This window comes from Glutamicibacter sp. FR1, assembly GCF_047300825.1.
Classification (GTDB): Bacteria; Actinomycetota; Actinomycetes; order Actinomycetales; family Micrococcaceae; genus Glutamicibacter; species Glutamicibacter nicotianae.
Genome location: NZ_CP178602.1, coordinates 1,608,593 through 1,632,066 on the forward strand (window position 1 = coordinate 1,608,593; position 23,474 = coordinate 1,632,066).

25 protein-coding genes and 2 tRNA genes are annotated in these 23,474 nt (G+C 61.4%); 16 read left to right on the plus strand and 11 right to left on the minus strand.

Annotated elements, in window-relative coordinates; translation table 11 throughout:
- Positions 1-153: 153 nt before the first annotated feature.
- The 6 genes from ACLQ8T_RS07765 (at position 154) to ACLQ8T_RS07790 (ending at position 5,680) form a co-directional block, all read left to right on the plus strand.
- Positions 154-516: a YraN family protein gene (locus tag ACLQ8T_RS07765; RefSeq protein ID WP_204721949.1), complete on the plus strand. Its 363-nt coding sequence runs from the start codon at positions 154-156 to the stop codon at positions 514-516.
- Positions 513-2,066 carry a YifB family Mg chelatase-like AAA ATPase gene (locus tag ACLQ8T_RS07770; protein WP_413456283.1) on the plus strand — a complete coding sequence of 518 codons (1,554 nt, stop codon included), beginning with the start codon at positions 513-515 and terminating at the stop codon, positions 2,064-2,066. Before ACLQ8T_RS07765 ends, ACLQ8T_RS07770 begins: the two co-directional genes overlap by 4 nt.
- 8 nt (positions 2,067-2,074) lie before the next feature.
- Positions 2,075-3,319: a DNA-processing protein DprA gene (gene dprA / locus ACLQ8T_RS07775; protein WP_413456284.1), complete on the plus strand. Its 1,245-nt coding sequence runs from the start codon at positions 2,075-2,077 to the stop codon at positions 3,317-3,319.
- Positions 3,320-3,352: 33 nt separating this feature from the next.
- Positions 3,353-4,348, plus strand: a complete 996-nt coding sequence (locus tag ACLQ8T_RS07780; protein WP_413456394.1) for a tyrosine recombinase XerC — start codon at positions 3,353-3,355, stop codon at positions 4,346-4,348.
- 141 nt (positions 4,349-4,489) lie between these two features.
- On the plus strand, positions 4,490-4,993 hold the full coding sequence (locus ACLQ8T_RS07785; protein WP_413456285.1) for a DUF3145 domain-containing protein: 504 nt from the start codon (positions 4,490-4,492) through the stop codon (positions 4,991-4,993).
- Between the two features lie 300 nt (positions 4,994-5,293).
- Positions 5,294-5,680 carry a VOC family protein gene (locus tag ACLQ8T_RS07790; RefSeq protein ID WP_413456286.1) on the plus strand — a complete coding sequence of 129 codons (387 nt, stop codon included), beginning with the start codon at positions 5,294-5,296 and terminating at the stop codon, positions 5,678-5,680.
- A gap of 6 nt (positions 5,681-5,686) precedes the next feature.
- On the opposite strand, the gene ACLQ8T_RS07795 is transcribed toward ACLQ8T_RS07790, so the two are convergent.
- The 6 genes from ACLQ8T_RS07795 to aceE all read right to left on the minus strand — a co-directional run bounded on the left by ACLQ8T_RS07795 (position 5,687) and on the right by aceE (position 13,499).
- Positions 5,687-6,262, minus strand: coding sequence for a dihydrofolate reductase family protein (locus ACLQ8T_RS07795; RefSeq protein WP_413456287.1), 576 nt, complete (start codon positions 6,260-6,262; stop codon positions 5,687-5,689).
- Positions 6,263-6,456: 194 nt separating this feature from the next.
- Positions 6,457-7,704, minus strand: a complete 1,248-nt coding sequence (fabF, locus tag ACLQ8T_RS07800; RefSeq protein ID WP_204721961.1) for a beta-ketoacyl-ACP synthase II — start codon at positions 7,702-7,704, stop codon at positions 6,457-6,459.
- A gap of 120 nt (positions 7,705-7,824) precedes the next feature.
- Positions 7,825-8,070 (minus strand): acyl carrier protein, encoded by a 246-nt coding sequence (locus ACLQ8T_RS07805; RefSeq protein ID WP_038991515.1) that lies wholly within the window; start codon positions 8,068-8,070, stop codon positions 7,825-7,827.
- 219 nt (positions 8,071-8,289) lie between these two features.
- On the minus strand, positions 8,290-9,213 hold the full coding sequence (locus ACLQ8T_RS07810) for an ACP S-malonyltransferase (RefSeq protein ID WP_413456288.1): 924 nt from the start codon (positions 9,211-9,213) through the stop codon (positions 8,290-8,292).
- A 176-nt stretch (positions 9,214-9,389) separates the two neighbouring features.
- The gene (locus tag ACLQ8T_RS07815; protein WP_413456289.1) at positions 9,390-10,601 is read right to left on the minus strand and encodes a PucR family transcriptional regulator; all 1,212 of its coding nucleotides are present in this window, start codon (positions 10,599-10,601) and stop codon (positions 9,390-9,392) included.
- A gap of 153 nt (positions 10,602-10,754) precedes the next feature.
- On the minus strand, positions 10,755-13,499 hold the full coding sequence (gene aceE / locus ACLQ8T_RS07820; RefSeq protein ID WP_413456290.1) for a pyruvate dehydrogenase (acetyl-transferring), homodimeric type: 2,745 nt from the start codon (positions 13,497-13,499) through the stop codon (positions 10,755-10,757).
- A gap of 362 nt (positions 13,500-13,861) precedes the next feature.
- Here aceE and ACLQ8T_RS07825 point away from each other — a divergent pair, with 362 nt between their 5' ends.
- The 3 genes from ACLQ8T_RS07825 to ACLQ8T_RS07835 all read left to right on the plus strand — a co-directional run bounded on the left by ACLQ8T_RS07825 (position 13,862) and on the right by ACLQ8T_RS07835 (position 14,921).
- Positions 13,862-14,278, plus strand: coding sequence for a DUF3052 domain-containing protein (locus tag ACLQ8T_RS07825; RefSeq protein WP_413456291.1), 417 nt, complete (start codon positions 13,862-13,864; stop codon positions 14,276-14,278).
- Positions 14,278-14,730: a redoxin domain-containing protein gene (locus ACLQ8T_RS07830; RefSeq protein WP_413456292.1), complete on the plus strand. Its 453-nt coding sequence runs from the start codon at positions 14,278-14,280 to the stop codon at positions 14,728-14,730. Before ACLQ8T_RS07825 ends, ACLQ8T_RS07830 begins: the two co-directional genes overlap by 1 nt.
- 115 nt (positions 14,731-14,845) lie before the next feature.
- A tRNA-Val gene (locus ACLQ8T_RS07835) sits at positions 14,846-14,921 on the plus strand.
- A gap of 50 nt (positions 14,922-14,971) precedes the next feature.
- Here the strand turns inward: ACLQ8T_RS07835 and ACLQ8T_RS07840 are convergent.
- Positions 14,972-15,421, minus strand: coding sequence for a hypothetical protein (locus tag ACLQ8T_RS07840; protein ID WP_413456293.1), 450 nt, complete (start codon positions 15,419-15,421; stop codon positions 14,972-14,974).
- 192 nt (positions 15,422-15,613) lie between these two features.
- Between ACLQ8T_RS07840 and ACLQ8T_RS07845 the strand changes: the two genes are divergently transcribed.
- From ACLQ8T_RS07845 to ACLQ8T_RS07860, 4 genes are all read left to right on the plus strand, one after another.
- Positions 15,614-15,689, plus strand: a tRNA-Val gene (locus ACLQ8T_RS07845).
- A 110-nt stretch (positions 15,690-15,799) separates the two neighbouring features.
- Entirely contained in the window at positions 15,800-16,408 is a 609-nt protein-coding gene (locus ACLQ8T_RS07850) for a class I SAM-dependent methyltransferase (RefSeq protein WP_413456294.1), read from the plus strand.
- Between the two features lie 257 nt (positions 16,409-16,665).
- Positions 16,666-17,328 (plus strand): hypothetical protein, encoded by a 663-nt coding sequence (locus tag ACLQ8T_RS07855; protein WP_413456295.1) that lies wholly within the window; start codon positions 16,666-16,668, stop codon positions 17,326-17,328.
- A complete protein-coding gene (locus ACLQ8T_RS07860; protein WP_413456296.1) occupies positions 17,315-17,608 on the plus strand; it encodes a transcriptional regulator in 294 nt (97 codons plus the stop codon). The genes ACLQ8T_RS07855 and ACLQ8T_RS07860 overlap by 14 nt, the downstream gene beginning before the upstream one ends.
- Positions 17,609-17,773: 165 nt before the next feature.
- Here the strand turns inward: ACLQ8T_RS07860 and ACLQ8T_RS07865 are convergent, their stop codons facing one another.
- Positions 17,774-18,070 (minus strand): glycosyltransferase, encoded by a 297-nt coding sequence (locus tag ACLQ8T_RS07865; RefSeq protein WP_413456297.1) that lies wholly within the window; start codon positions 18,068-18,070, stop codon positions 17,774-17,776.
- 298 nt (positions 18,071-18,368) lie between these two features.
- Positions 18,369-18,614, minus strand: a complete 246-nt coding sequence (locus ACLQ8T_RS07870; protein WP_413456298.1) for a hypothetical protein — start codon at positions 18,612-18,614, stop codon at positions 18,369-18,371.
- A gap of 326 nt (positions 18,615-18,940) precedes the next feature.
- On the opposite strand from ACLQ8T_RS07870, the gene ACLQ8T_RS07875 reads away from it, so the two are divergent.
- The 3 genes from ACLQ8T_RS07875 (at position 18,941) to ACLQ8T_RS07885 (ending at position 22,116) form a co-directional block, all read left to right on the plus strand.
- Positions 18,941-19,582, plus strand: a complete 642-nt coding sequence (locus ACLQ8T_RS07875) for a TetR/AcrR family transcriptional regulator C-terminal domain-containing protein (RefSeq protein WP_413456299.1) — start codon at positions 18,941-18,943, stop codon at positions 19,580-19,582.
- Positions 19,583-19,675: 93 nt separating this feature from the next.
- Complete coding sequence (gene argE, locus ACLQ8T_RS07880; RefSeq protein WP_413456300.1) at positions 19,676-20,845, plus strand: acetylornithine deacetylase; 1,170 nt, start codon at positions 19,676-19,678, stop codon at positions 20,843-20,845.
- Positions 20,842-22,116: an MFS transporter gene (locus ACLQ8T_RS07885; RefSeq protein WP_413456301.1), complete on the plus strand. Its 1,275-nt coding sequence runs from the start codon at positions 20,842-20,844 to the stop codon at positions 22,114-22,116. Before argE ends, ACLQ8T_RS07885 begins: the two co-directional genes overlap by 4 nt.
- Before the next feature lie 88 nt (positions 22,117-22,204).
- On the opposite strand, the gene trhA is transcribed toward ACLQ8T_RS07885, so the two are convergent.
- Positions 22,205-22,894: a PAQR family membrane homeostasis protein TrhA gene (gene trhA, locus ACLQ8T_RS07890; RefSeq protein WP_236641076.1), complete on the minus strand. Its 690-nt coding sequence runs from the start codon at positions 22,892-22,894 to the stop codon at positions 22,205-22,207.
- Between the two features lie 184 nt (positions 22,895-23,078).
- The gene (locus tag ACLQ8T_RS07895; protein ID WP_121866769.1) at positions 23,079-23,339 is read right to left on the minus strand and encodes a GlsB/YeaQ/YmgE family stress response membrane protein; all 261 of its coding nucleotides are present in this window, start codon (positions 23,337-23,339) and stop codon (positions 23,079-23,081) included.
- Between the last annotated feature and the right edge of the window lie 135 nt (positions 23,340-23,474).

The window sequence follows — 23,474 nt, forward strand, 5'->3', positions numbered from 1 at the left end:
GCACAGTCATGCGATCGCCGGCCCTGTTTCCAGAACAGGGCCGGCTTTCTCGTTGGCAACGAGATATCCACATTTCGCGGCCAGTGCTGTTGCCGTGGCTTATGAATCTCCGACGATGTTTCCAGAACGGATCATAGACATCGAGGAGCAAACATGCAGACCGAGAAGCAACGGCTAGGTGCCGACGGGGAACGAGCCGCCGCAGCATTTCTCACCGGGCAGCGCTACGAAATCCTTGACCGCAATTGGCGATGCCCGGCAGGGGAGCTGGATCTGGTGGCGCGGGCCGGCAACGGCCAGATTGTGGCCGTCGAGGTCAAAACGCGGTCCTCGCAACGTTTCGGTTCCGGCTTCGACGCGATCACCCCGGCCAAGTTTCGCCGGCTCAACAAGCTGCTTCTCTTCTGGGCCCAATCCCATCGCCTGTTTCTCGCCGAACTTCGCGTGGACGTCGTCGAGGTATACGCGACGGTGAGCGGATTCGACTGCCACCTGCATGAAAATGTGCACTCATGAGTACGGCGCGAACCAGTGCTGTGGCCCTGCACGGGGTCAGCGCTTCCTTGGTGGAAGTCGAAGCAGACCTTGGCAACGGCATCCCGGGATTCGTCCTGCTGGGTTTGCCCGATGCATCCTTGAGCGAAGCCCGTGAACGGATCAAGGCAGCGGCACGGAATTCAGGGATCCCGCTGGCCAACCGGAAGCTGACGGTCAATCTCTCTCCGGCCACGCTGCCGAAATACGGGTCGGCTTTTGATCTTGCCATCGTCGTTGCCGCCTTGGCCGCTGATCAGCAACTGCTCGCTTCACCAGGCACCCTGTACATGGCAGAACTTGGCTTGGATGGCACCTTGAGACCGGTTCCTGGTGTGCTGCCAGCGGTGCAGCTGGCTCGCGCCCATGGCTTTGACCAGGTGATCGTGGCCGAGGAGAACGGCGCGGAAGCCAGGCTGGTGGGTGGCATTGAGGTCATCGCGCTGCGCCACCTCGGGCAGGTCCTCGCCTACTGCGGAGCGGCGAAGGACCAGATAACCACCTACCTGCGCCACCGGCCACCGCAACCACCTGGCGAAGCTGGCGGGCATGCCGCCGGTGCTGCTGACGACATGGATCTGGGTTTGGTCAACGGACAACAGGAAGCACGGCTTGCGCTGGAATTGGCAGCAGCCGGGGGACACCACCTGATCATGGTTGGACCGGCCGGCGCCGGAAAAACCATGCTGGCTAAATGCCTGCCGACAATCATGCCGCCCTTGGATGAGCTCCAGGCTCTCGAAGCCACCGCGGTGCATTCGATCACCCGGGGAGGTGCCGGGGAACTGGACGAGTTGCAACGCACGCCGCCTTTCGTCGCACCGCACCACACGGCATCTCGTTCGGCTTTGATCGGCGGTGGAACAGCACAACTGATTCCCGGTGCCATTACCCGCGCCCACCACGGCATCCTGTTCCTCGACGAGGCAGCGCAATTCCATACTGGGGTACTCGATGCGCTGCGCCAACCAATCGAGGAAGGCTATATCAACCTCGCACGGATCCGGGGACACCAGCGTCTGCCGGCCCGTTTCCAACTCATCATGGCCTCCAACCCGTGTCCCTGCGGAAAGAACTTCGGAACCGGTACCGGGTGCACCTGCACTCCCATGGCTCGTCGGCGCTACTTCGCTCGGCTCTCCGGACCGATTCTCGACCGTGTCGATCTGCAGGTCAGAGTCAACCCGGTTCCGCAAGCCCAGCTTCTGAACTCGGCACCGAACGAATCCAGTGCTCAGGTTCGTGAACGAGTCGTGGCCACCCGCGCACGCAGCCAGGCTCGGCTGGGAAAGTTCTCAATTGCCTGCAACGCGCAGATTCCAACACAAATCCTCAAAAACGAGCTGAACTATCCGGCCAAGACGAGGGCGGCGCTTGAGCAGCTTGCCACGCGTCGCGGGCTCTCTGCCCGGGCAATCCACCGCCTCTTGCGGCTTGCGTGGACTGTGGCAGATCAGCAGGAACACACAGCACCGAGCGCGGATGATTTGGCCATCGCCGGCCATCTCCGCCAGAACTTGGAAAGCAGCTAGGTAAAGCCATGACTTCCAGTAATACAAACACTGCCGGGGGATCGGTGGCCCCAAGCTCCCAAGAGCGTCAGGTCTACGCGCACCTGAACCAGCTCATAGAGCCCAACGACTACGTGGCCACGGCCTTGCTGGAGCTCATGAGCCCACAGGAATTGCTGCGCCTGATCCAGCGAGAGGATTTCTATCCGTCCGCGCTCAGGCTTCCGGTTGACGGAATCCTGGGATTCCACCCTGCAGGGGATTCCGCGCAAGACCTGAAAGTGGCGCTGACCCGATGGCGGAAACGCCTGTCGTTGAGCAACCCGGTCGGCGCGCTGGATGCCGCCGCTCGGGTTGGTGGAGGACTGCTGATCCCCAGCGATGCCGCCTGGCCACGTCAGCTAGCCGACCTGAATCTCGGGCGTCCGTTGTGCTTGTGGTGGCGATCGGCAAGCCCCCAGCTGCTTGAAGGCCAAGAGCTGGCCAGCAACGTTGCGATCGTCGGCTCACGTGACGCCAGCGACTACGGCGATCAAGTCACCTTCGATCTTGGCAGAACATTGGCTTTGAGTGGGTACACCGTTGTCTCGGGCGGAGCCTACGGCATTGATGCCAGCGCGCACCGGGCAGCCCTGAGCGTGGAGGATTGGCAGTACCCAGGTCCGCCAACGATCACCGTTATGGCCGGTGGCATCGATCGGCTCTACCCTTCGGGCAACAGCAATCTGCTGAACCAGATTATTGCCCGCGGCGTGCTGATCTCCGAGGTGCCGCCCGGGACCACATCCGCTCGCTTCCGCTTCCTGAACCGCAACCGGCTGATCGCCGCATTGAGCAGGCTTGTCATCATCAGCGAAGCGCGCCACCGTTCCGGTGCGCTGAACACCGCCAGCCATGCGGTCGAGCTCGGACGCGATGTTGCTGCTGTTCCCGGCAGTGTTTTCGCTCCCAACTCGGCAGGATGCCATCGCTTGATTGCGGAGGGCAGTGCGGCGTTGCTTGCCAGTCCGCAAGACGCACTGGGCCTGCTGGGCCAGCATCGCCAAACAGAGTCTCCCAGTTCCAAAGCCCAGCCGCGCCTTACTGACAACCTGAGCAAAGATGAAGGCATGGTGTACGACACGATGTCCTTCGCCAAAGGGATGCTGGTCGATGAAATCTCGGCGCGCAGTGGCGTGCCACTGATCAAGACGCTCCGGGCCATCAACCGGTTGGAGTCGCTGGACATGGCCGCTACCGATGGCTTGACCTGGAAGCTGGTGCGCCACAACTAGCCGGAGAAGCAGCTGGGGGTATTCTCAATAGTGATGAAGCAAGAACCAACGACGCACACCAGCACTGCGCTGTCGGCAAAGTTCGCCGAGCCGGTTGCGGATTACCTGGAGTATCTGCAACGCGAACGCGGCCGAAGCGCTAATACTCTGCGAGCCTACGACGTGGACTTGCGCAACCTTGGCCAGTTCCTGCAGCACCAGTCCCAGGATCCGAGCCTCAAGCAGATTACGGTTGAGATACTCCGCGACTGGTTGGCCCAGCTTCACGAAGCGCAGGTTTCCCGCACTACCTTGGCCCGGCGGATCTCTGCGGTGAAGAATTTCTTCGCATGGGCGCTGAAGCAGCAATTGATCGACACCGACCCCGCCCTGCGGCTGGCCGCGCCCAAGAAGGAGCGGCGGCTTCCGCACGTTTTGCAGCCAAGCCAGATCGATCGCCTGCTCTCCGAAAAAACTGAGGTGACTGCCGGCGCAGGCGATAGCGAAAGCGCAGCGGAATCAGTCCCGGATGCCAGGAGCCAGGCGGTAGCGGCACGCGACAAGGCCATCGCGGAGCTGCTATACGCGTCCGGATTGCGCATCAGCGAGCTCGTGGCCCTGGACGTGGACGACATCGACTTCGAACGACGTACCCTGAAGGTTCTTGGCAAGGGAAATAAGGAACGGGTTGTTCCTTTCGGCAAGCCTGCAGAGCGCGTGATCATCGCGTGGATCCGCTCGCATCGCAAGGTATTGGCGCGGCAGGAGGCCAAGGGGGCATTGCTTGTCGGCGTGCGCGGTGCGCGCTTGAACGTGCGCCAAGCGCGAGAGGTCATTTCTAAGGCGCTGGAATCGCTGGGGGACACCGCTGCTAGCGGTCCGCACGCGTTACGCCACACCGTGGCCACCCATCTGCTTGATGGCGGGGCTGATTTGCGTGCTGTCCAGGAGTTCCTCGGACACGCTTCACTGGCAACGACCCAGCTCTATACGCATGTTTCGGTCGATCGGCTGAGGCAAAGCTATCGCCAAGCCCATCCGCGAGCCTGACTATTTGGCATGAATCCGCGAAAATGGCCTTTCTGGGTGGCGAAAGCCCTCATCATCAGGCAAAATGGAAGTATCGGCGGCGATGGCACCGGAACGATGTTGACGTAGGGGAAGACGATCAACACCGCAACGGAGGATGGCATGTCTGCACCGATGACCAGAGGCGTGATTTATATTCATTCCGCCCCTGCAGCGCTATGCCCACATCTGGAATGGGCAATCGGGTCCGTGCTCGGCACTCCAGTAAAGATGGAGTGGGCCGAACAGCACGTCGCACCCGGATTTTGCCGCGCCGAAATCGAGTGGGTTGGTACCCAAGGTACCGGCGCCTTGCTGACCAGCGAAATGCACGGCTGGCAGCACCTTCGATTCGAAATCACCGAGGACCCGAGCCCTGGGGCTGACGGAAGCCGCTGGTCCGTGACCCCTGACCTCGGTATCTTCCACGCCACTGTCGATTGCGCTGGCAATGTCATGGTCAGTGAAGAACGCATCCGCTGGGCCTATGAAAAAGGCGACGGCAACCCGTCGGTGTTCTACCAGGAAATGTCCATCGCCCTTGGCGAGCCCTGGGATGAAGAACTTGAACCCTTCCGTCACGCGGGCGAAGATGCGCCTGTACGATGGCTCAACCAGGTGGTATAACGACTGGTTAATTAGTCTCTGGGTGACTTTTCGTAGCTCACCCAGAAATGACCCCGTTGGTGCGGGGTTGTTACCAACAAAGAAGTGGGATCCCATGCCGGGGATCCCACTTCTTGCCATTAGAACTGCGATTGTGGCGTCGCGTCGCTTACCAGTGCTACGCTCGGTGGCGATGAAGACCAGCCAGGCCGTTGCAGGCCACTCCCGGAACGGCTATCTGGTCGTTCCCTGGTTCGCCGACCTCCCGTGCCAGATGCATTCAACCAATGAACAGCACATCTGATACACGAAAGGGAGAGAATGACCGCACAGTTCAACCACACCATCATCGCTTCACTGGACCCGCAGCGCATGGTGAAGCTCTACCTGGAACTGCTCGAAGCACACGAGAAACCGGGCTGGGGACCATTTGCCAACATGAGCCTGGCCCATGGCGTGCTGCTGCAGTTCGCCACACCACCGATCGACTTCCCGCCGCAGCATTACGCTTACCTGCTTGACGACGAGCAATTCGATCGTGCGTACGCCACGATCTGCAAGCGGGAAATCGAGCACTGGAGAGACCCGCAACGGCAGCTGGCAGGGCGGATCAATCGGGACCATGGTGGCAGGGGTGTCTATCTGCTTGACCCTTCCGGGCACTACCTGGAATTGATTACCCGGCCCCATCTGCCAGTGGCTGGCTAGGATCCTCTAGCGCTGGACCTTGAATATGTTCTTCTGGATCCCGTTGGAGTACACCTGGGAATCGACGAGCTTCAGCTTCTGCGCATCCAGGCTTGTGTCGCTGAACAGGCGCTTGCCGGCACCGAGCAAGACCGGGAAGACCAGCAGGTTGTATTGGTCGATGAGCTGATGCTCCTGCAGTGAGTGGACCATCGTCGCGGAACCGTGGATGCTGATTGGTCCGCCGTCGCCTGCTCGAAGCCGCGCCACATCGGCTACCGAACGCAAGATGGTGCTCTCGCCCCAGTTCGTGGCCAGGTCCTTCTCCTGCAAGGTCGTGGACAGCACGAACTTAGGCATCGCGTTGTACTGCGGAAATTCCTCGGTCATTGACGGCCATACCGCAGAGAACGACTCGTAGCTGTGCCGGCCCAAGAGCATCGCGCTGGCCTCGGCTTGCTCGGTGCCCTTCAGCTCATAGGCGGCCGGGTCGAAGTCGACCGTATCCACCGTCCAGCCTGAATTGCGGTAGCCCGGTTCACCGCCCGGCGCCTCGACGACGCCATCCAGGGATACGAAAGAAGTGGCAATCAGGGTGCGCATGGGAAAGGATCCTTTGCAATCGGCCAAGTACCGTCAGGTGCCTCCGATTCGAGACGGTACCTGAGTCTAAACAACGTGTCAGGACCGAAGCAATGGCTGCCCGCCAATTCCTCCCAGGTTAAAAGCCGCTGGGTTGGCTGAAGGATTTCCTCCAGCCAACCCAGTGGCGTGCGTGCGTGTTGCTGCCGAAGCGATTAGACGCTGCGGATGGCTACGACAGCGTTGTGGCCGCCGAAGCCGAACGAGTTGTTCAGAGCAACGATGGTGCCTTCGGCTGGCAGCTGCGCTGGCTCGCCGGTGACGACCTTCAAGGGGATCTCCGGATCCTGATTGTCCAGGTTGATGGTCACCGGGGCCTTGCGATGGTAGACGGCCAGTGCGCACAGCACGGACTCCACAGCGCCCGAGGCACCCAGCAAGTGGCCCATCTGCGACTTGGTCGCCGAAACCCAGACGTTGTCGAGCTGATCGCCCAGGGCGCTCTTCAGCGCAGTGTATTCCGGCTTGTCGCCGACCGGAGTTGAGGTTGCGTGGGCGTTGACGTGAGCGACGTCCTCTGGCTGGATGCGGCCGTCGAACATGGCGGCCTTCAGCGCACGGGTCGCGCCCAGGCCATCCGGATCCGGAGCGGTGATGTGGTGCGCATCGGAGGTCACCGAGGAACCTGCCAGTTCGGCATAGATGCGGGCGCCGCGGGCGATGGCATGCTCTTCGGCCTCCAGCACCAGTGCACCGGCGCCTTCGCCCATGACGAAGCCATCGCGGTCGACATCATAGGGGCGCGAAGCCTTGGCTGGATCGTCGTTGCGGCGGGAGAGCGCGTGCATGGACGCGAAGGCGGCCAGCGGCATCGGATGGATCGCGGCTTCCGCGCCACCGACCATGACCACATCGGCCTTGCCCGAGCGGATCAGATCCAGGCCTACGTGCATCGCCTCGGTACCCGAAGCGCACGCCGACACCGGGGTGTGCGCGCCACCGGCAGCACCCAGATCAAGCGACACGGCAGCTGCCGGGCCATTGGGCATCAGCATCGGCACGGTCATCGGCAGCACGCGGCGCGGGCCCTTTTCGCGCAGGGTGTCCCAGGCGTTGAGCAGGGTCCAGACACCGCCGATGCCGGTAGCGAAGGCTACGGCCAGCTTGTTCTGGTCCATCTCTTCCTTGACCAAGCCGGAATCGGCCCAGGCCTCGCGGGCCGCGACTACAGCGAACTGGGTGGATGGGTCCATGCGCTTGGTCTCCGGGCGGGTGAGCACCTCGGTCGGCTGCACAGCAGCGCGGGCGGCGAAGGTGACCGGCAGGTCGTATTCCTTGACCCAGTCATCTGCCAGGGGTGCGGCACCGGAGACACCCTTGAGGGCGTTTTCCCATAGGGTGGGGACATCGCCGCCGATCGGGGTCGTGGCTCCGAGACCGGTGATCACTACTTTGCGCGCCATCATCAAACTCTCTACTGTGCGAATTAGAACTGTGCTTGGAAATTCAGGGGGCCGGCTTGACGTACCGGCCCGTGTGCGCGGCTTGCCCGCGCAACGGTGTGGCGATGAACGCCTGGAAGCTTAGGCCTGTGCCGCAGCGATGAAGTTGACGGCGTCGCCGACGGTCTTCAGGTTCTTGACCTCTTCGTCAGGGATCTTGACCTCGAACTTTTCCTCGGCCTCAACGACGATGGTCATCATCGAGATCGAGTCGATGTCCAGGTCCTCGGTGAAGGACTTGTCCAGCTGCACGTCTGCTTCGTCCAGGCCGGTCTCGGAGTTGACGATTTCGGCGAGGCCCGCCAGGATTTCTTCGTTGCTAGCCATGGATGGCTCCTTTTCTTCTTAGCCGGAGGACTCCGGTCATTTTTGTGGCTGGGTCTGGATCCTGTTTCCAGGAGCCGGTTCCAGCCGGCTTAATGAAACTTTGCTGGTGCATCAGCGATGCGTGGCAGGTTTCGTCGGTTTAAAGCTTAGGCCAGAGATGGGCTCGGGGCAGGCAACATGACGTTCCCGGCGAGCACAATCTTCGATTGGCCCACCAGCCTAGCTGGCGGTGTGCTCGGAGATGAACGCCTTGGCTGCTTCCAGATCCGCGGGGCTCTTCACGGCCAGGGTCTTCACGCCCTTCAGGCCGCGGCGGGCCAAGCCCACCAGGGTTCCGGCCGGTGCCAGTTCCAGCACGCCGGTCACGCCAGCCTCGGCCAGGGTCTGCATGCACAGGTCCCAGCGGACCGGGCGGGAGACCTGGGCGACCAGCGAATTGAGATTTGCCTGTCCATCGGCTACGGCCTGGCCATCGAAGTTCGAGAGCAGCGTTGCCGAAGGGTTCTTCGGGGTGATGGTATCGGCCAGTTCCTGCAGTGTGCCGACTGCTGGCTGCATGTGCGCGGTGTGGAATGCGCCGGCAACCTTCAGCGGGATCACGCGCGCCTTTGCTGGCGGGTTCTCGCCCAAGGCAGCGAGCTGCTCCAGGGTGCCTGCGGCCACGGTCTGGCCGCCGCCGTTGGCATTGGCAGGGGTCAGTCCCAGCTCGTCGAGCTTGGCCAGGACTTCTTCGGGATCTCCGCCGAGCACGGCGGCCATGCCGGTCGGGGTGGCGGCTGCGGCCTCGGCCATGGCGTTGGCGCGCACCTTCACGAAATTCATGGCGTCAGCCTCGTCGAGCGCGCCGGCCAATGCCGAAGCGGTGATCTCGCCAACGGAGTGACCGGCAACGATGGCACCGGCTGGAAGCGATTCGCCGAAGAGCGCACGCGCGGTGACCAGGCCAGCGGCGACGATCAGCGGCTGGGCGACGGCGGTGTCCTTGATGGTCTCTTCATCGGAGGTGGTGCCGTGAGCGGTGAGGTCGCGCTCGGTGATCGAGCTGAGCGCCTGCAGGTGCTCGGCAACGCCATCGACGTCGAGCCATTCGGTGAGGAAACCTGGGGTCTGGGAGCCCTGTCCGGGGCAAACGATTGCTAACACTCTTCCAGCTTTCCAAATGTTGGGAGCTTTTGGCGCTTCTTTTGAGTACCAAGCTCGAGGTGACTGTTTGTAGGATCTCCACAAAAGCCTAGCGTATCCAGAAGCTGAATTCCCCGGTAATGCGCGATCAACACGGAAATATCCGTCATGGCTGCCCGGTGTTCTTTGGCAGAAGCCTACAAGTACGATTCGTGAAGCCGGCCGAAAAGCAACGCGGTCTGCAGCACGAAGGCATCGCGGGGAACCAGCGGATCCCAGCCGGTGACCTCGCTGACCCGCTTGAGCCGGTAGCGCACCGTGTTCGCATGGACGAACAGCTCGCGGGCGGTGCCTTCCAGCGAGTGGCCGAGGGCCAAGTAGCTGGAGAGCGTTTCGGCCAGGCCGTTGGATGCCTGCTGCAGCGGCTGGTAGACCTGCTCCACCAGCGCCGTGCGGGCCAGCTCGTCGCCGTTGCAGGCGCGCTCTGGCCACAGGTCATCGGCGCTGACCGGATTCGGCGCCTGCGGCCAGGCCTTGGCGGCACTGAATCCGGCCACGGCCGCGACCGCGGCGTGGTGCATTTCCTTGACCGTCGGGGCCAGAGGGGAGTAGACCAGCGGGCCGGGACCGAAGAACCGGGTCAGCCGGCTCAGGTCGGCTTCCTCGAATTTGGTGTCCGAGAGCATCAGCACCGAGCGGTCGCCAAGCACGCCCACCAGGGAGTCGCGCGAGTAGCGGATGGCCATGCGGCGCAGCGCCGAGACGAAGGTTGCCGGGTTGGACGAGGGGGTGGTGCCCACCAGGATGCGGATGTTCTTCTGCGACTTCCAGCCGATGGCGGCAATGCGCGAGGAGAGCGAATCGTGGGCTTCGCCGTGCAGCACCGCATCGACCACATGCGCCTCCAGGCGCGAGTCCCACGCCCCGCGGGTTTCAGCGGCGCGGGCGTAGACATCGGCGGCGGCAAAGGCGACCTCGCGCGAATAGCGCAGCACCGCTTCGCGCAGGGCTGCCTGCTCGTGCTCGGCGGCGATGTCCGGCACCTGCGATTCGACCACTTCCACAATGGTGCGCAGCAGGCCCAAGGCCTTCTGCAGGGAGATGGAGCGGGTCAGCTCCGTTGGGGCGGCGCCAAAGACGTCGGTGACCACCCAGGAAGGGGTGGAGGACGGATCTTCGTACCAGGTCACGAACGTGGAGATGCCCTTCTGGGCGATGAGTCCCAGGGCGGCGCGCTCGTTGGGCGCCAGCGAGCGGTACCAGGGCAGCTGCTGGTCCAGGTATTTCAGCGCTGCGGTGGACAGTACGCCGATGTGGCTCTTGAGTCGCTTGAGCGTTTCGCTGCTGGGTGCCTGGGATCGGCTGGGACGGTTCTTCGGAGCTGCGGCGGCATCCATTTCAGGACTCATGTTTTCCAGCTTAGTTTCTTTTCCGTTCCCGTGCCCGGGCCCCGGGGTAAAGGTGAGATTAAATGAATCAGCTGCCCGGCAACGAGGAATCCTCGTTGCCGGGCAGCTGATCGGTGCGGTGCCGGAGGCGGATCCAGCCCCCGCGAACCGGTGCTAGGCGTCGCCGCCAGCGTTGCCGGACTGGCCGGCGTTCGGGTTGTTCAGATCGTACTTCGCATGCGCCTTCACTGCGGTGTCCGCAGGGATTTCGCCGCGCTCAACCAGCGACTGCAAGGTCTGCACGACCAGCGAGTGCGCATCGATCTTGAAGAAGCGGCGCGCTGCCGCACGGGTGTCCGAGAAGCCGAAGCCGTCAGCGCCCAGGGTGTGGAACTCGCCTGGCACGTATGGGCGCAGCTGCTCAGGTACGGCGCGCATGTAGTCGGTGGTCGCGATGACCGGGCCCGGGGTGGACTCCAGCTTCGAGGTGACGTACGGGGTGCGGCGCGGCTTCGATGGATCCACGAGCACCTCGGCGTCGGCGCGCTGGCCGTCGCGGGCCAGTTCGTTCCACGAGGTGACCGACCAGACATCGGCGGAGACACCCCACTCCTCGGCCAGGATGGACTGCGCTTCCAGTGCCCATGGCACGGCTACGCCCGAAGCCAGAAGCTGTGCGCGCGGGCCGTCGGTGGTGGCTTCCTTGAGCAGGTGGATGCCCTTGATGATGCCCTCGATGTCCACGTTCTCCGGCTCAGCTGGCTGGCTGATCGGCTCGTTGTACACGGTCAGGTAGTACATCACGTTCGGATCGGCGTGGGTTCCGCCGTACATGCGCTCCAGGCCGGAACGCATGATGTGGCCGATTTCGTAGCCGTAGGCCGGATCGTAGGTGATCACCGACGGGTTGGTCGAGGCCAGGATCGGCGAGTGGCCATCGGCGTGCTGCAGGCCCTCACCGGTCAGGGTGGTGCGGCCGGCGGTGGCGCCGATGATGAAGCCACGGGTCATCTGGTCCCCGGCAGCCCAGAACTGGTCGCCGGTGCGCTGGAAGCCGAACATCGAGTAGAACACGTAGATCGGGATCAGCGGCTCGTCGTGAGTCGAGTAGCTGGTGCCCGCAGCGGTGAATGCTGCAACGGCGCCGGCCTCGTTGATGCCCGGGTGGATCAGCTGGCCCTGCGGGGATTCCTTGTAGGCCAGCACCAGATCGCGGTCCACGGACAGGTAGTTCTGGCCACCCGGGTTGTAGATCTTCGCGGTCGGGAAGAACGAGTCCATGCCGAAGGTGCGGGACTCATCCGGAACGATCGGCACGATGCGGTGGCCGAATTCCTTGTCGCGCATCAGGTCCTTGAGCAGGCGCACGAAGGCCATGGTGGTGGCCGCCTGCTGCTTGCCCGAGCCGCGTTTGGCGATCGCGTAGGTCTTCTCGCCTGGCAGGGCCAGCTTCTTCGAGGTTTCCTGGCGGCGGGTCGGCACCGAACCGCCCAGGGCCGCACGGCGCTCCATCATGTACTTGTACTCCGCCGAATCCTCGGCCGGGCGGTAGTACGGAGGAGTGTACAGGTCGGCTTCGAGCTGCTCGTCGGTGATCGGGATGCGCAGGTGATCACGGAACTTCTTCAAGTCCTCCATGGTCAGCTTCTTCATCTGGTGGGTCGCGTTGCGAGCCTCGAAGTGCGAACCCAGGCCGTAGCCCTTGACGGTCTTCGCCAGGATGACGGACGGCTTGCCCTTGAACTCCACGGCAGCCTTGTAGGCGGCGTAGACCTTGTGGTAATCGTGGCCACCGCGCTTCAGGTTCCAGATCTCATCGTCGGTCATGTCGGCAACCAATTCCTTGGTTTCCGGACGCTGGCCGAAGAAGTGCTCGCGCACGAACGCGCCGGACTCGGCCTTGTAGGTCTGGTAGTCGCCATCCGGGGTCTGGTTCATGATGTCAACCAGGGCGTTGGTCTTGTCTGCTTCGAGCAGGGCATCCCACTCGCGGCCCCAGGCAACCTTGATGACGTTCCAGCCTGCACCGCGGAAGAAGGCTTCCAGTTCCTGCATGATCTTGCCGTTGCCGCGGACCGGGCCATCGAGGCGCTGCAGGTTGCAGTTGATGACGAAGTTCAGGTTGTCCAGCTTCTCGTTGGCGGCCAGCTGCAGGAAGCCGCGCGACTCCGGCTCGTCCATTTCGCCATCGCCGAGGAAGGCCCAGACCTGCTGGTCCGAGGTGTCCTTGATGCCGCGGTTGTGCAGGTAGCGGTTCAGCTGCGCCTGGTAGATGGCGTTGGCCGGGCCGATGCCCATCGACACGGTCGGGAATTCCCAGAAGTCAGGCAGGGAACGCGGGTGCGGGTAGGAAGGAAGCGCGTGGCCTTCCTTCGACTTCTCCTGGCGGAATCCGTCCATGTCCTCTTCGGACAGTCGGCCTTCGAGGAAGGCGCGGGCGTACATGCCCGGCGAAGCGTGGCCCTGGAAGAAGACCTGGTCGCCGCCGCCTGGGTGGTCCTTGCCACGGAAGAAGTGGTTGAAACCTACTTCATACAGGGTCGCCGCACCAGCGTAGGTGGAGATGTGTCCGCCAACGCCGATGTTCGGGTTCTGCGCGCGGTGCACCATGATGGCGGCATTCCAGCGCATGAAAGCGCGGTAGCGGCGCTCGATGGCCTCATCGCCGGGGAATTCTGGTTCCTGGTCTACAGGAATGGTGTTCACGTAGTCGGTGGTGGTCACGTGCGGCACGCCCACGGACTTGGCACCTGCGCGCTGCAGCAGCGAGCGGATAATGAACTGGGCACGCTCGGTGCCCTGGGTTTCTACGAGGGAGTCAAACGAGTCCATCCATTCCTGAGTTTCCTCAGGATCCCGATCGGACAGCTGGTAAGTCAGCCCGCTACGGATCTGGGAGATGTGTTCCTCTACAGCCACTGAAGCTCCTTGATTGAATTGCGGCTCCGACGCTGTGCAGTTTTGCGCTGCGGTGCACCGGTATTGGGACAACGGGTGCAGTAACACTGGAATGATGTGCACTGCCGGTTCATATGCAACTCTAGTGTCAAAAGCTCATCTTTGGTGTCGTGATTTCGAGCGCAAACGGGCTAAAATCGGATATTTGAAGTGACTTAGGCAACTGTGTATGGGGGCTATCTACAATATGGTCATGTCACTATGGTGCGGGTCACGGGAATTCGGGTTATATTTGTTCGGCGTGTTATCGCTGCAGCGCTTGAACGGAACGGCAAAACCGTGTTTCGTTGGTAGTAACGCTTTGCACCAGCAGGAGGAATGAAGTGAGCGACGCCGTATCGGCAAACTTGGAGCCCGCCAAAAAATTGGGCTTCGCTAATGAAGACCTTATTCAGGAACTGGGTTATGACGATGACGTGGATTACGATCTGCGCGATTCGATCGAGGACCTGATTGGTTCAGAGCTGCTCACCGAAGAGGACCATGACGTTGTCGACGCAGTCATTTTCTGGTGGCGCGACGGCGATGGAGACCTTGTTGACGCATTGATGGACGCGCTGAACTGCTTGGATGAGAGGGGCGTCGTTTGGCTGCTCACTCCGAAGCAGGGCCGCGAGGGACATGTATCGCCATCGCTGATCCAGCAGGAGGCCCCATCGGCCGGCCTGCACGTAACTACTAGTGAAGGTGTCTCGGAGGATTGGTCCGCAATCCGCCTCGCCCCGCGTAAGAAGAACTAATGATCCAAGCAGGTTCACGCCTGTTCGACTTCTCGCTGGAAAATCAGTACGGCGAAACGATAACCAGTACCGGGCTGTCCAAAGGCCGGGTGCTGGTTGTCTTTTATCCCTGGGCGTTTTCACGGGTATGCGGGTCGGAACTGGTGACACTCCAAGAGCACTACGAATTCTTCGAGCGGCATCAGGTGCGCATCGTTGCCATTTCAGTGGACCATAAGTTCACCCTGCGCAATTACGCGCAGTCCCTCGACCTTCAATTCGAGCTGCTGGCCGACTTCTGGCCACACGGGGCAGTGGCCCAACAAGCCGACGCCTTCGATCACGAACGCGGGGTCGCAACGAGGCTGTCGCTGTACCTGGTCGACGGTGAGGTGCGCGATATTTTCCGCAGCGAGATGACCCAGCCAAGAAGTGTCGAAGACTATAAGGCGACGGTGGAGCGCAGCGCTTAGCCTGCCGATGGTAACTGTGCTCCGGTTCACTGGAAAAACAGGCTCCTCGATTTGCCTGTGTGCAGATACCTGTGTAGAGTTATTCCTCGTTGGCTTGCAAAAGCGAACATGGTAAGGGCCTTTAGCTCAGCTGGTAGAGCGTCACGTTTACACCGTGAATGTCATCGGTTCGATCCCGGTAGGGCCCACCAAATAAGAATCCTCGATCCGTTCCGGATCGAGGATTTTTGTCGTCGGCAGATTATTTTGCCAGTCGGACGATGCTCGTGGTGCCCAAGATGCTGGCTTCGTAGGATATTTCATTGTCGGTGAAGGTGAACTCCTTGGTATCGCTGCCCGAGGCCATCATGGCGTTTTCAGTGGCCTTCTTATCGCGCTTGGAGGTCCAGGTGGAGGGTTCGGCTGCATTCACGGGTGCCTCGAAGCTGCCAACCCAGTAAAGAGATTTGGTATCACCATTATTCATCACCCAATTGATGGTGATGATGTCGTTGTCGATCACCGCTTCCTGGTATGAGTCATCGCTCATGGAGTTGCTTTGCGTCCAAGTCCCGGTCAGGTCGGCAGGTTCTGGTACCACATTTTCGGCGGACGGGGACTGAGGTGCCGCACCGGTTCCGTTGGGCTTCGAAGCGCAGCCGGAAATGAGCAGGCTTAGGGCAAGGGTGGCAATTGCGAATTTCTTGTTCATGCATTCATCCTCTCCCGTGCCTGCGACAGAATGGGAAAAATGGTTCTAAAGGTTGCCTCGCGGGTGATACTCGGCACTCTTTTGGCAAAACGTCCATATCAAGTTGCCAAGTCAGTTCGGGATGCATTAGATTATTACTTGTTGCAGCGGAGGGATGAAGGAAAGCAATTTCCGAGTTCACCCATTGCAGGAGGGCCTTTAGCTCAGCTGGTAGAGCGTCACGTTTACACCGTGAATGTCATCGGTTCGATCCCGGTAGGGCCCACCACAACGAAGACCGTTTCAATCACTTTTCACAGTGATTGAAACGGTCTCTTCTCGTTTTCTGGACGTGGCCGTCGAATCGCCGACGTCCGCTGAAGGTGCGAAACTGGATTCATGACTGTACCAGAAGAAAACCTTTGGCTCGCCACCGTGCGCAAGAACCCGGACCACTCGCAGAACTTCGCCCAGCGCTGGCGCACGCTCGCCGCCGAAGGCCAGGATATTTTCGGAGAAGCACGCGCCGTTGACGCAATGGTTGCCCGCGGCAGCAGGATCCTGGATGCCGGATGCGGAACCGGGCGCATCGGCGGCTGGCTTTCCGAGCAAGGACACCACGTCGTGGGCGTCGACCTCGACCCGCACCTCATCGAAGTTGCGCGAATGGAGTACCCCAATGCCCAATGGCAGGTCGGGAACCTCGCTGAATTCACAGTTGCTGATGAAGCGGGGGAGAAGCAGGAATTCGATCTGATTGTCTCCGCCGGCAATGTTGTCACTTTCCTATCCGAGTCCGAACGCCTTCCATCACTGCAGCAGCTGCGCGAGCACTTGGCGTCGGACGGACGCATGATCATCGGCTTCGGTTCCGGACGTGGGTACGAGTTCGTTGACTTCGAATCCGATGCCATAGAGGCGGGGTTGGTAATTCAGCAACGCTATTCGACATGGAACTTCCATTTGCCTGCCGACGATTTCCTAGTGGCCGTGCTCGGACGCAAATAGCTGCAAGCAGTTAGCCGCCCTGCAGGAAAAATTATTTGCGTTTCATTGCATGGTGCAAAGCCTCGTGAACTACCTCTGGCCTGTGCCTTCTGCTGTTGTATGGAATTTCCCGGGACTTAATTCTGTCCCGCGGCCAGAACGCGCCTCTTGCGGCTAGTGGATGGCAGGGCTATCTTAGACTTTGCAATGCAAAGTGGTTTTCATCACGTATCGCTTTGCGTCTCGGAAACGGCACACGCCGGAGGAGGCAGACCGCCATGGACAGCGGGAATAACAAGGAAATCGACCCGGCTCGCATTCTGCAGGGAATCGAGGCGGACGCACAGCAAGCCCGTGAGGGCATGAGCCCGAACCAGCATCTGCTGTTTTCAATCTGGGGTGGCGCATGGATCATTGCCTTCCTCGGCCTCTTCTTCGCGCTGGCGCCGCAAGGTTCGCCACTGCTGCCTGCAGCGGTTGGTATTGGCATCGCGGCTGCCGCATTTCTCATCGCCATCGTGATATCCGCAGTGCATTCGGCCAAGCGCGGCTCGGGGACCAAGGGGCCATCGATGGCTCAAGGCGCTATTTATGGCAACACCTTCAGCCTCGGCATGATCATCACCGCCCTGCTGGGGTGGCGGCTGCATGCCGAAGGGCTGAGCTCCATGGGCATGGTCACTTTTGCTCTCAGCAGCTTGTGCCTGGTCATCGGAGTATTGGTGGTTGCCGGCTCACTGCTCTTCAATGACCGGACCCAGCTGATTTTCGGAGCCTGGATCCTGGCCATTGCGCTGTTGTCGCTGGCTGCACCGGCGCCATTGAATCTCCTGGCTGGAGTACTGGGCGGCTTGGGGTTCATTGTGCTGGGCCTGCTACACGTCAGCAAGCCGGAGCTGGTTTCAGGTTCGTTGATCCGAGGCGGGCATGCAGGAGCTTGACCCGGTCATCCACGCCCAAGCGCGGCTGAGGACCGTAACGGTTCTGGATACCTTGGGTGCAGGGGACAGCATCTCGTTTCCCAAGCTGCAGGGCCTGCTGTCGATGACATCAGGAAATCTGGCAACGCACCTGCGCAAACTCGAAGAAGCAGGGTATGTGGCGGTGGAGAAGGTCCTGGAAGGGCGGAATCCGGTGACCTACATCGCTCTGACGCGTGCTGGGCGAACTGCCTTTGAGGACTACAAGGAACAGCTTCGCTCCTTGCTGAACTCGGTGTGACCGTATACCTGAGCCGCGATTATCAGAATGCCGCGGGGATCGCGACCAACGGCCGCAACCACGAGCCCCGTTGCCGGGCGGCATGGGAACCGCGCGTGAGCAATACTGCTGCGAGTGTCCGGATTGCCAGATCTGCCGACGCCTGCCAGGCCTGCAGGGGCGATACTAGTTGCAGAGCTGTTCGAGGGCCCTTGCCACCGGAATCGAGCTGTCAGGTTCGGCGACCAGGCGCCGGGCAATTCGCTGGACGCCGCTAGCCAGATCCTCGTTGGCCAGGACCTCATCAATCGAGGCCGCAAGGCGCCGTGCGGTCAATTGCTTGTAGGCAATGGGCTGAGCTGCAGCGTCGAGCTGGTGGATGCGCTGGGCCCAGAACGGCTGGTCGGTGAAGATCGGTACTGGAACTGCTGGGACACCAGCCAGCAGCCCTGCTGCTGTGGTGCCTGCCCCGGCATGGTGCACGACGGCCGCCATCTGCGGAAACAGTCAATGGTGCGGAACTGCGCCAATGCCCAGGACTGAGGGTTCGTCGATTTCCGGTTCCCCTTGCACGATGATGCGTCTTCCAGCGCGCTGGGCAACATCCATGATGAGGCCGGTTCCAGTGCCTGCGTGCTGCCGAAGCCAATGAAGACCGGAGGTGGGCCATCGTTGAGGAAGTCGAGCAGTCGCTGCGATGGGGTCTATGTCGGATCGGCCGGCGGTTGGCAGTACCCGCAATTGACGATCCCTTCATGCCAGTCAGCGGGACGCGAAACGACTAGTGAACTGAAGCCGTGGAGGATGGGGACCCGAAGCTGCGCGCTGACCCCAACGCCATGGGCGCGTACGCCGTGCTAGGTTCGTTGGGCTGCAGGTGCGCGCCGATCGCAGGGATCGCCATGGCCTCGGCTATGTCATAGGCGTAGAGTGCTACCGCATAGGCCATGATGATGTCGGCACCATGTTCGGCCGCGGCGATCGTTCCGGCAGCTGCCAGTTCGAAATAATCTTTGAGCGCCCGCATGCATTAGCGCAGATCCTTGGTGCTGGCTTTGGCGCCCGGGGTGCCGGCTTGACCAATGCACTCATGTCCCCGGACGGCTCCCGGAAGCGGCAGCCTGCGGTAACGACCAGGTCCTTGTCAGCAGGGTTTGCCGCAATGGAGACATCGATGCCGTGGGCCGCCAGGCTCTGGCCATGGCCAGCCATCGGCGCGACGTCGCCGCGTGTTCCTGGTCCGATCATCAGCAAGCGCATGGATTCGCCTGTAGCACTAATAGCGAACGATGTTCGCAATTAACTACACACCGGAGATTGGCGCACCGTGCGCCATGCGGTAAAGAAGCAGCAATGCCAGGAATCCAGCCTCGCACCGGACCCAAGCCCCGGCACTCCAAGACTAAGATCGCCCTGGCGGCGATTGCACTGGCCGATGCCGAAGGCATGGCGTCGGTATCAATCAGGGCCGTAGCTGCCAAGATCGGAGCTGCCCCTGCATCGCTCTACCGCTATCTGGACTCCCACGAGGAACTCAGCGGTCTCATGGTGGAGCAGATCAGCGCTGAATATGAACTCGAGTCTCCCACCGGTTCCGCAGCCCACCAGCTTCTGGGCCTGGCCACCCAGGGGTTGCGGATCATGCGCCGGCATCCTTGGACCCCTGGGCTGGCCATGGGCAAGCATGCCACGGGCCCGAACACTTTGGCCTACCTGGAGCGCGGATCAACTGCCCTGGATGGCAGCGGGCTGGATGCGGGTGCCAAACTGCAGTGCCTGGCCATGCTCAATGCCATGACTACGGCATTTGCGCTGAATGAGCAGGAACAGCAGCAGCCCCAGGATTCAGCGGCACTGTTCACGCAATTGGAAACGGGCAGCTACCCGCACCTGTCAGCTGCGCTGGCCCCAGCGGCAACGCTCGTGGACCAGCGAGCAGCCTTCGAGGACGCAATCATGAACTATTTGCGGGGCGCCGTCATTATTCGCAACTAGCCAGAAAGCCATTCTGCGAAATTTTTCTAGGCGGAGAAGGGTCACTGTGGAACTATGAGTCCATAGCGTTATTGCCTAGAACCAGGAGCTGAGATGACTGCGCCCAGCGAAGCAAGCATGAAGGAAATCCACGAGCTCATCGCCGTGGACACCACGAGCCGCGACAGTAACCTCCCACTCATCGAGAATGTGGTGAAGAAGCTGGACGCCTACGGCATCAGCTCCCAGCTGATCCACAACGACGAAGGCACCAAAGCCAACCTGCTGGCCACCATCCCCGCGGCCGATGGGACGCGCACCGGCGGCATCGTGCTCTCCGGGCACACCGACGTGGTGCCGGTGGACGGCCAGGACTGGAGCAGCGATCCGTTCGATGCACAGGTGCGCGACGGCAAGCTCTATGGCCGCGGCACCTGCGACATGAAGGGCTACCTCGGGGTGATCCTCGCCAAGCTGGACCAGCTCACCAGCGCAAAACTTGCCGAGCCAATCCACCTGGCGCTGTCCTACGACGAAGAAGTCGGCTGCGTCGGCGCGGTGTCGCTAGTGCAGAAGATCGTTGACCAGAACCTGGCACCGCGCGGATGCTTCGTGGGGGAGCCGTCGAGCATGCGGGCCATCCGCGGGCACAAGTCGATGAATGTTTTCCGCGCCGAGTTCAACGGTGTCGCCGCCCACTCCTCGCTGCCATCCGAAGGCGTCAACGCCATTTCCTACGCGCTGCGCTTCGCGAATTTCGTCGAAGAAGTTTCAGCCGAGCTGCGCAGCAATGGTCCGCGCGATGAATCCTTCATCGAACCGACCACCACCATGAACGTGAACAAGTTCGACGGCGGCATCGCGGTGAACACCATTCCCTCGCAGGCAGTGGTCCACTTCGAATACCGCTCGCTGGCGGTAGTGGACCGCGAGGCGCTCACCGGACGCTTCCGCGACGAAGCGGCCAAGCTGGAGGCCGAAATGCGCGAGCAGAACCCTGCCTGCTCAGTGAAGCTCGCCCAGCAGGCAGGAGCTCCGGGTCTGGATACCGCACCCGATGAAGAAATCGTGTCCTTCGCGGCCGCATGCGGCGCCATTGCCACCGATGAAAAGGTCACCTATGGCACCGAAGCCGGGCTGTTCGCGGCGGCAGGCATTCCCACCGTGGTGTGCGGTCCCGGCGATATCGCCCAGGCGCACGCTCCGGACGAGTACATCGAGCTGGAGCAGATCGTGGCCTGCGAGAACTTCATTGATTCGCTGATTGCAAAGGCCAGCTCATGAGCAACGGAGCCGTGGCTACGCCAGAACAGATCGCCAAGGCGCGCAAGGCCGTCATCTCCAGTTCCATCGGCGCGGCCCTTGAATGGTTCGACATCATTGTCTATGCCACCTTTGCAACCACGATCGCCAAGGTGTTCTATCCGGAATCCGATGGCACGTTCGCGCTGATTCTCACCTTCGCCACCTTCGCGATTTCCTACGTGATCAGGCCCTTGGGCGGCATGGTGCTGGGCAGCTATGCCGACCGCAAGGGGCGCAAGAGCGCACTGACCCTGACGCTGGGGTTGATGATGCTCGGAACGCTGATCATGGCCGTGGCGCCGCCCTATGAAGTGGCGGGCGTGGCGGGTGCCTTGATCATCCTGCTCTCGCGGTTGATTCAAGGATTCTCCGCCGGTGGCGAGTTCGGCACGGCCACCGCGTTCCTGATTGAAACGGCACCGCATAAGAAAGCGTTCTACTCTTCGTGGCAAGTCGCCAGCCAGGGTGCGTCCATGCTGCTGGCCTCGGCCTTCGGCTATTTCCTGACCACGGGCTTGAGCCAGGAAGCCCTGGAGAGCTGGGGCTGGCGCGTGCCGTTCTTCGTTGGCCTGCTGATCGGGCCGGTCGGCCTGTACATTCGCGCAAAGCTGGAGGAAACCGAGGAGTTCATTTCCACGGCCAAGGAGAAATCGCCGCTGGGCACGCTGTTTGCCCAGCACTACGGACGCGTGCTCGCCGCGGTGGCAACCATTGGCGTGGCCACGATTTCGGTGTACATGATCCTGTACATGCCGACCTTCGCCGTCACGAACCTGAAGATCCCCGCCGATGCAGCCTTCCTGGGTGGAATCTCGGCGGGCATCATCACGCTGTGCGGTGTTCCGCTGGTGGGCCATCTGGCCGACCGGATCGGCCCGGCAAGGGTGATGACCTATGCGGCAGTGGCAGCGTTCGTGCTGGCCTACCCGTTGTTCAAGCTGATGACTTCGAAGCCGAGCGTCATCGTGATGGTGATCGTGATTGCGGTGCTTGGTGTGATCATGTCCTTCTATTTCGGCCCGCTGCCGGCGTTGCTCTCAAACCTCTTCCCGGCTGCGATCCGCGGTTCAGGCCTGTCGGTGGCGTACAACGTGGGCGTAACCCTCTTGGGTGGCATCGCCCCGCTGGTGCTGACCTGGCTGCTTGACGTGACCGGGTCACTGGATGCGCCCAGCCTGTACTATATGGCGATTGCCGTGATCTCGCTGCTCGGACTGGTTGTCGTGCGCAAGCGCTACGGCCAGCGCTAGCCAGCATAGTAGCGGATGCATAAAAGCGATCGCCGCAAGCTTCTTGAAGAAGCTTGCGGCGTTCGCTTATAAAAACTGGCCGGTACGGCTACAGGGCTACGAGAAGCACTGCCGTCCAATGGCAGAGGAAGGCCATGACGGTGCAGGCATGGAAGAGCTCATGGAATCCGAAGATCTTCGGCAGGGGATTAGGCCGCTTGGTGGCGTAGAACACCGCCCCAACCGTATAAGCCACGCCGCCTGCAAGAATCAGGATCATCACCGCGGGATTCGCGGCCCAGAAAGCTGGCAGCTGCATCAACGCGCCCCAACCGAGCAGGATGTAGAGGCTGACCCCTACCCAGCGCGGTGCAGCTGGCCAGAAGGACTTGATGGCGATCCCGGCCAATGCTCCGGCCCAGATGATCGACAGGACGATGATCGCCTGCCGGCCCGGCAAGGTCAGCGCTGCGACCGGGGTATAGGTGCCGGCGATGAGCAGGAAAATGTTCGCATGGTCGGCTCGGCGGAAGAGGCCCATAACCTTGTCCGTCCAGTTCCCGCGGTGATATAGCGCCGAGGTGCCAAAGAGCAGGATTGAGCAGAGGGCGAAGACGGCGGTGGTCCATTCGGCCAAGCGCCCGTCGGCCAGCACGATCAGCACCAGGTTCATGATGATGATGCCCGGGGTGGACCAGGCGTGGATGAGCCCGCGCCAGCGCGTGCGTTCGGTGCCGATGTGCGCGAAAGTGCGCGCTGCCCGGACTGTGCTTGGAGCGGGGAGTGGTGCGGTAGCCATGGCCGTCCTTAATGTGGTGCTCGGGGATTAATCCCCCGTGTTCGAATTCTACGGCAGATTACTGGTGGGTAGCTGTGGCATTCGCCAGCACATGGCAAAAGAGAACCCGCCGATGGGCAGCGGGAGCTGCCCATCGGCGGGTTCAACTGTCTGGATAGACGGGGCTAGCGATAGCGAAGCTGGATTAGCCGCGCTTTTTGGTGATGAATCCCCAGATAACCAGTACGATCAGTGCGCCGCCAATGGCCAGCAGCCATGTGGAGATGCTCCAGAACTCGTTGAGCCCGACATCGAAGATCAGGCTTCCGAGCCAGCCGCCGATCAGCGCGCCGACGACACCGAGTACCAAGGTGGCAATCCAGCCGCCACCTTGCTTGCCGGGCAGAATGGCCTTTGCGATCGCTCCGGCAATCAAGCCCAATACGATCCATCCAATGAATCCCATGATTCGCTCCAATGGTCAGACTGTGTAGTGGTCGGGTTCGATCCACCTAAAACGAGACAATACATGGGTTTGAGCAGGTGATCTACGAAAATCGCATCGAAATTCAGGGTTTTCATAGACTTGGTTCAAGCATCG

What these genes read in the sequence shown, in the direction of transcription:
- ACLQ8T_RS07765 (WP_204721949.1), top strand. Translation starts at nt 154, where the DNA reads ATGCAGACCGAGAAGCAACGGCTAGGTGCCGACGGGGAACGAGCCGCC.
- ACLQ8T_RS07770 (WP_413456283.1), top strand. Translation starts at nt 513, where the DNA reads ATGAGTACGGCGCGAACCAGTGCTGTGGCCCTGCACGGGGTCAGCGCT.
- dprA (WP_413456284.1), top strand. Translation starts at nt 2,075, where the DNA reads ATGACTTCCAGTAATACAAACACTGCCGGGGGATCGGTGGCCCCAAGC.
- ACLQ8T_RS07780 (WP_413456394.1), top strand. Translation starts at nt 3,353, where the DNA reads ATGAAGCAAGAACCAACGACGCACACCAGCACTGCGCTGTCGGCAAAG.
- ACLQ8T_RS07785 (WP_413456285.1), top strand. Translation starts at nt 4,490, where the DNA reads ATGTCTGCACCGATGACCAGAGGCGTGATTTATATTCATTCCGCCCCT.
- ACLQ8T_RS07790 (WP_413456286.1), top strand. Translation starts at nt 5,294, where the DNA reads ATGACCGCACAGTTCAACCACACCATCATCGCTTCACTGGACCCGCAG.
- ACLQ8T_RS07795 (WP_413456287.1), bottom strand. Translation starts at nt 6,262, where the DNA reads ATGCGCACCCTGATTGCCACTTCTTTCGTATCCCTGGATGGCGTCGTC.
- fabF (WP_204721961.1), bottom strand. Translation starts at nt 7,704, where the DNA reads ATGGCGCGCAAAGTAGTGATCACCGGTCTCGGAGCCACGACCCCGATC.
- ACLQ8T_RS07805 (WP_038991515.1), bottom strand. Translation starts at nt 8,070, where the DNA reads ATGGCTAGCAACGAAGAAATCCTGGCGGGCCTCGCCGAAATCGTCAAC.
- ACLQ8T_RS07815 (WP_413456289.1), bottom strand. Translation starts at nt 10,601, where the DNA reads ATGAGTCCTGAAATGGATGCCGCCGCAGCTCCGAAGAACCGTCCCAGC.
- ACLQ8T_RS07830 (WP_413456292.1), top strand. Translation starts at nt 14,278, where the DNA reads ATGATCCAAGCAGGTTCACGCCTGTTCGACTTCTCGCTGGAAAATCAG.
- ACLQ8T_RS07840 (WP_413456293.1), bottom strand. Translation starts at nt 15,421, where the DNA reads ATGAACAAGAAATTCGCAATTGCCACCCTTGCCCTAAGCCTGCTCATT.
- ACLQ8T_RS07850 (WP_413456294.1), top strand. Translation starts at nt 15,800, where the DNA reads ATGACTGTACCAGAAGAAAACCTTTGGCTCGCCACCGTGCGCAAGAAC.
- ACLQ8T_RS07855 (WP_413456295.1), top strand. Translation starts at nt 16,666, where the DNA reads ATGGACAGCGGGAATAACAAGGAAATCGACCCGGCTCGCATTCTGCAG.
- ACLQ8T_RS07860 (WP_413456296.1), top strand. Translation starts at nt 17,315, where the DNA reads ATGCAGGAGCTTGACCCGGTCATCCACGCCCAAGCGCGGCTGAGGACC.
- ACLQ8T_RS07870 (WP_413456298.1), bottom strand. Translation starts at nt 18,614, where the DNA reads ATGCGGGCGCTCAAAGATTATTTCGAACTGGCAGCTGCCGGAACGATC.
- ACLQ8T_RS07875 (WP_413456299.1), top strand. Translation starts at nt 18,941, where the DNA reads ATGCCAGGAATCCAGCCTCGCACCGGACCCAAGCCCCGGCACTCCAAG.
- argE (WP_413456300.1), top strand. Translation starts at nt 19,676, where the DNA reads ATGACTGCGCCCAGCGAAGCAAGCATGAAGGAAATCCACGAGCTCATC.
- ACLQ8T_RS07885 (WP_413456301.1), top strand. Translation starts at nt 20,842, where the DNA reads ATGAGCAACGGAGCCGTGGCTACGCCAGAACAGATCGCCAAGGCGCGC.
- trhA (WP_236641076.1), bottom strand. Translation starts at nt 22,894, where the DNA reads ATGGCTACCGCACCACTCCCCGCTCCAAGCACAGTCCGGGCAGCGCGC.
- ACLQ8T_RS07895 (WP_121866769.1), bottom strand. Translation starts at nt 23,339, where the DNA reads ATGGGATTCATTGGATGGATCGTATTGGGCTTGATTGCCGGAGCGATC.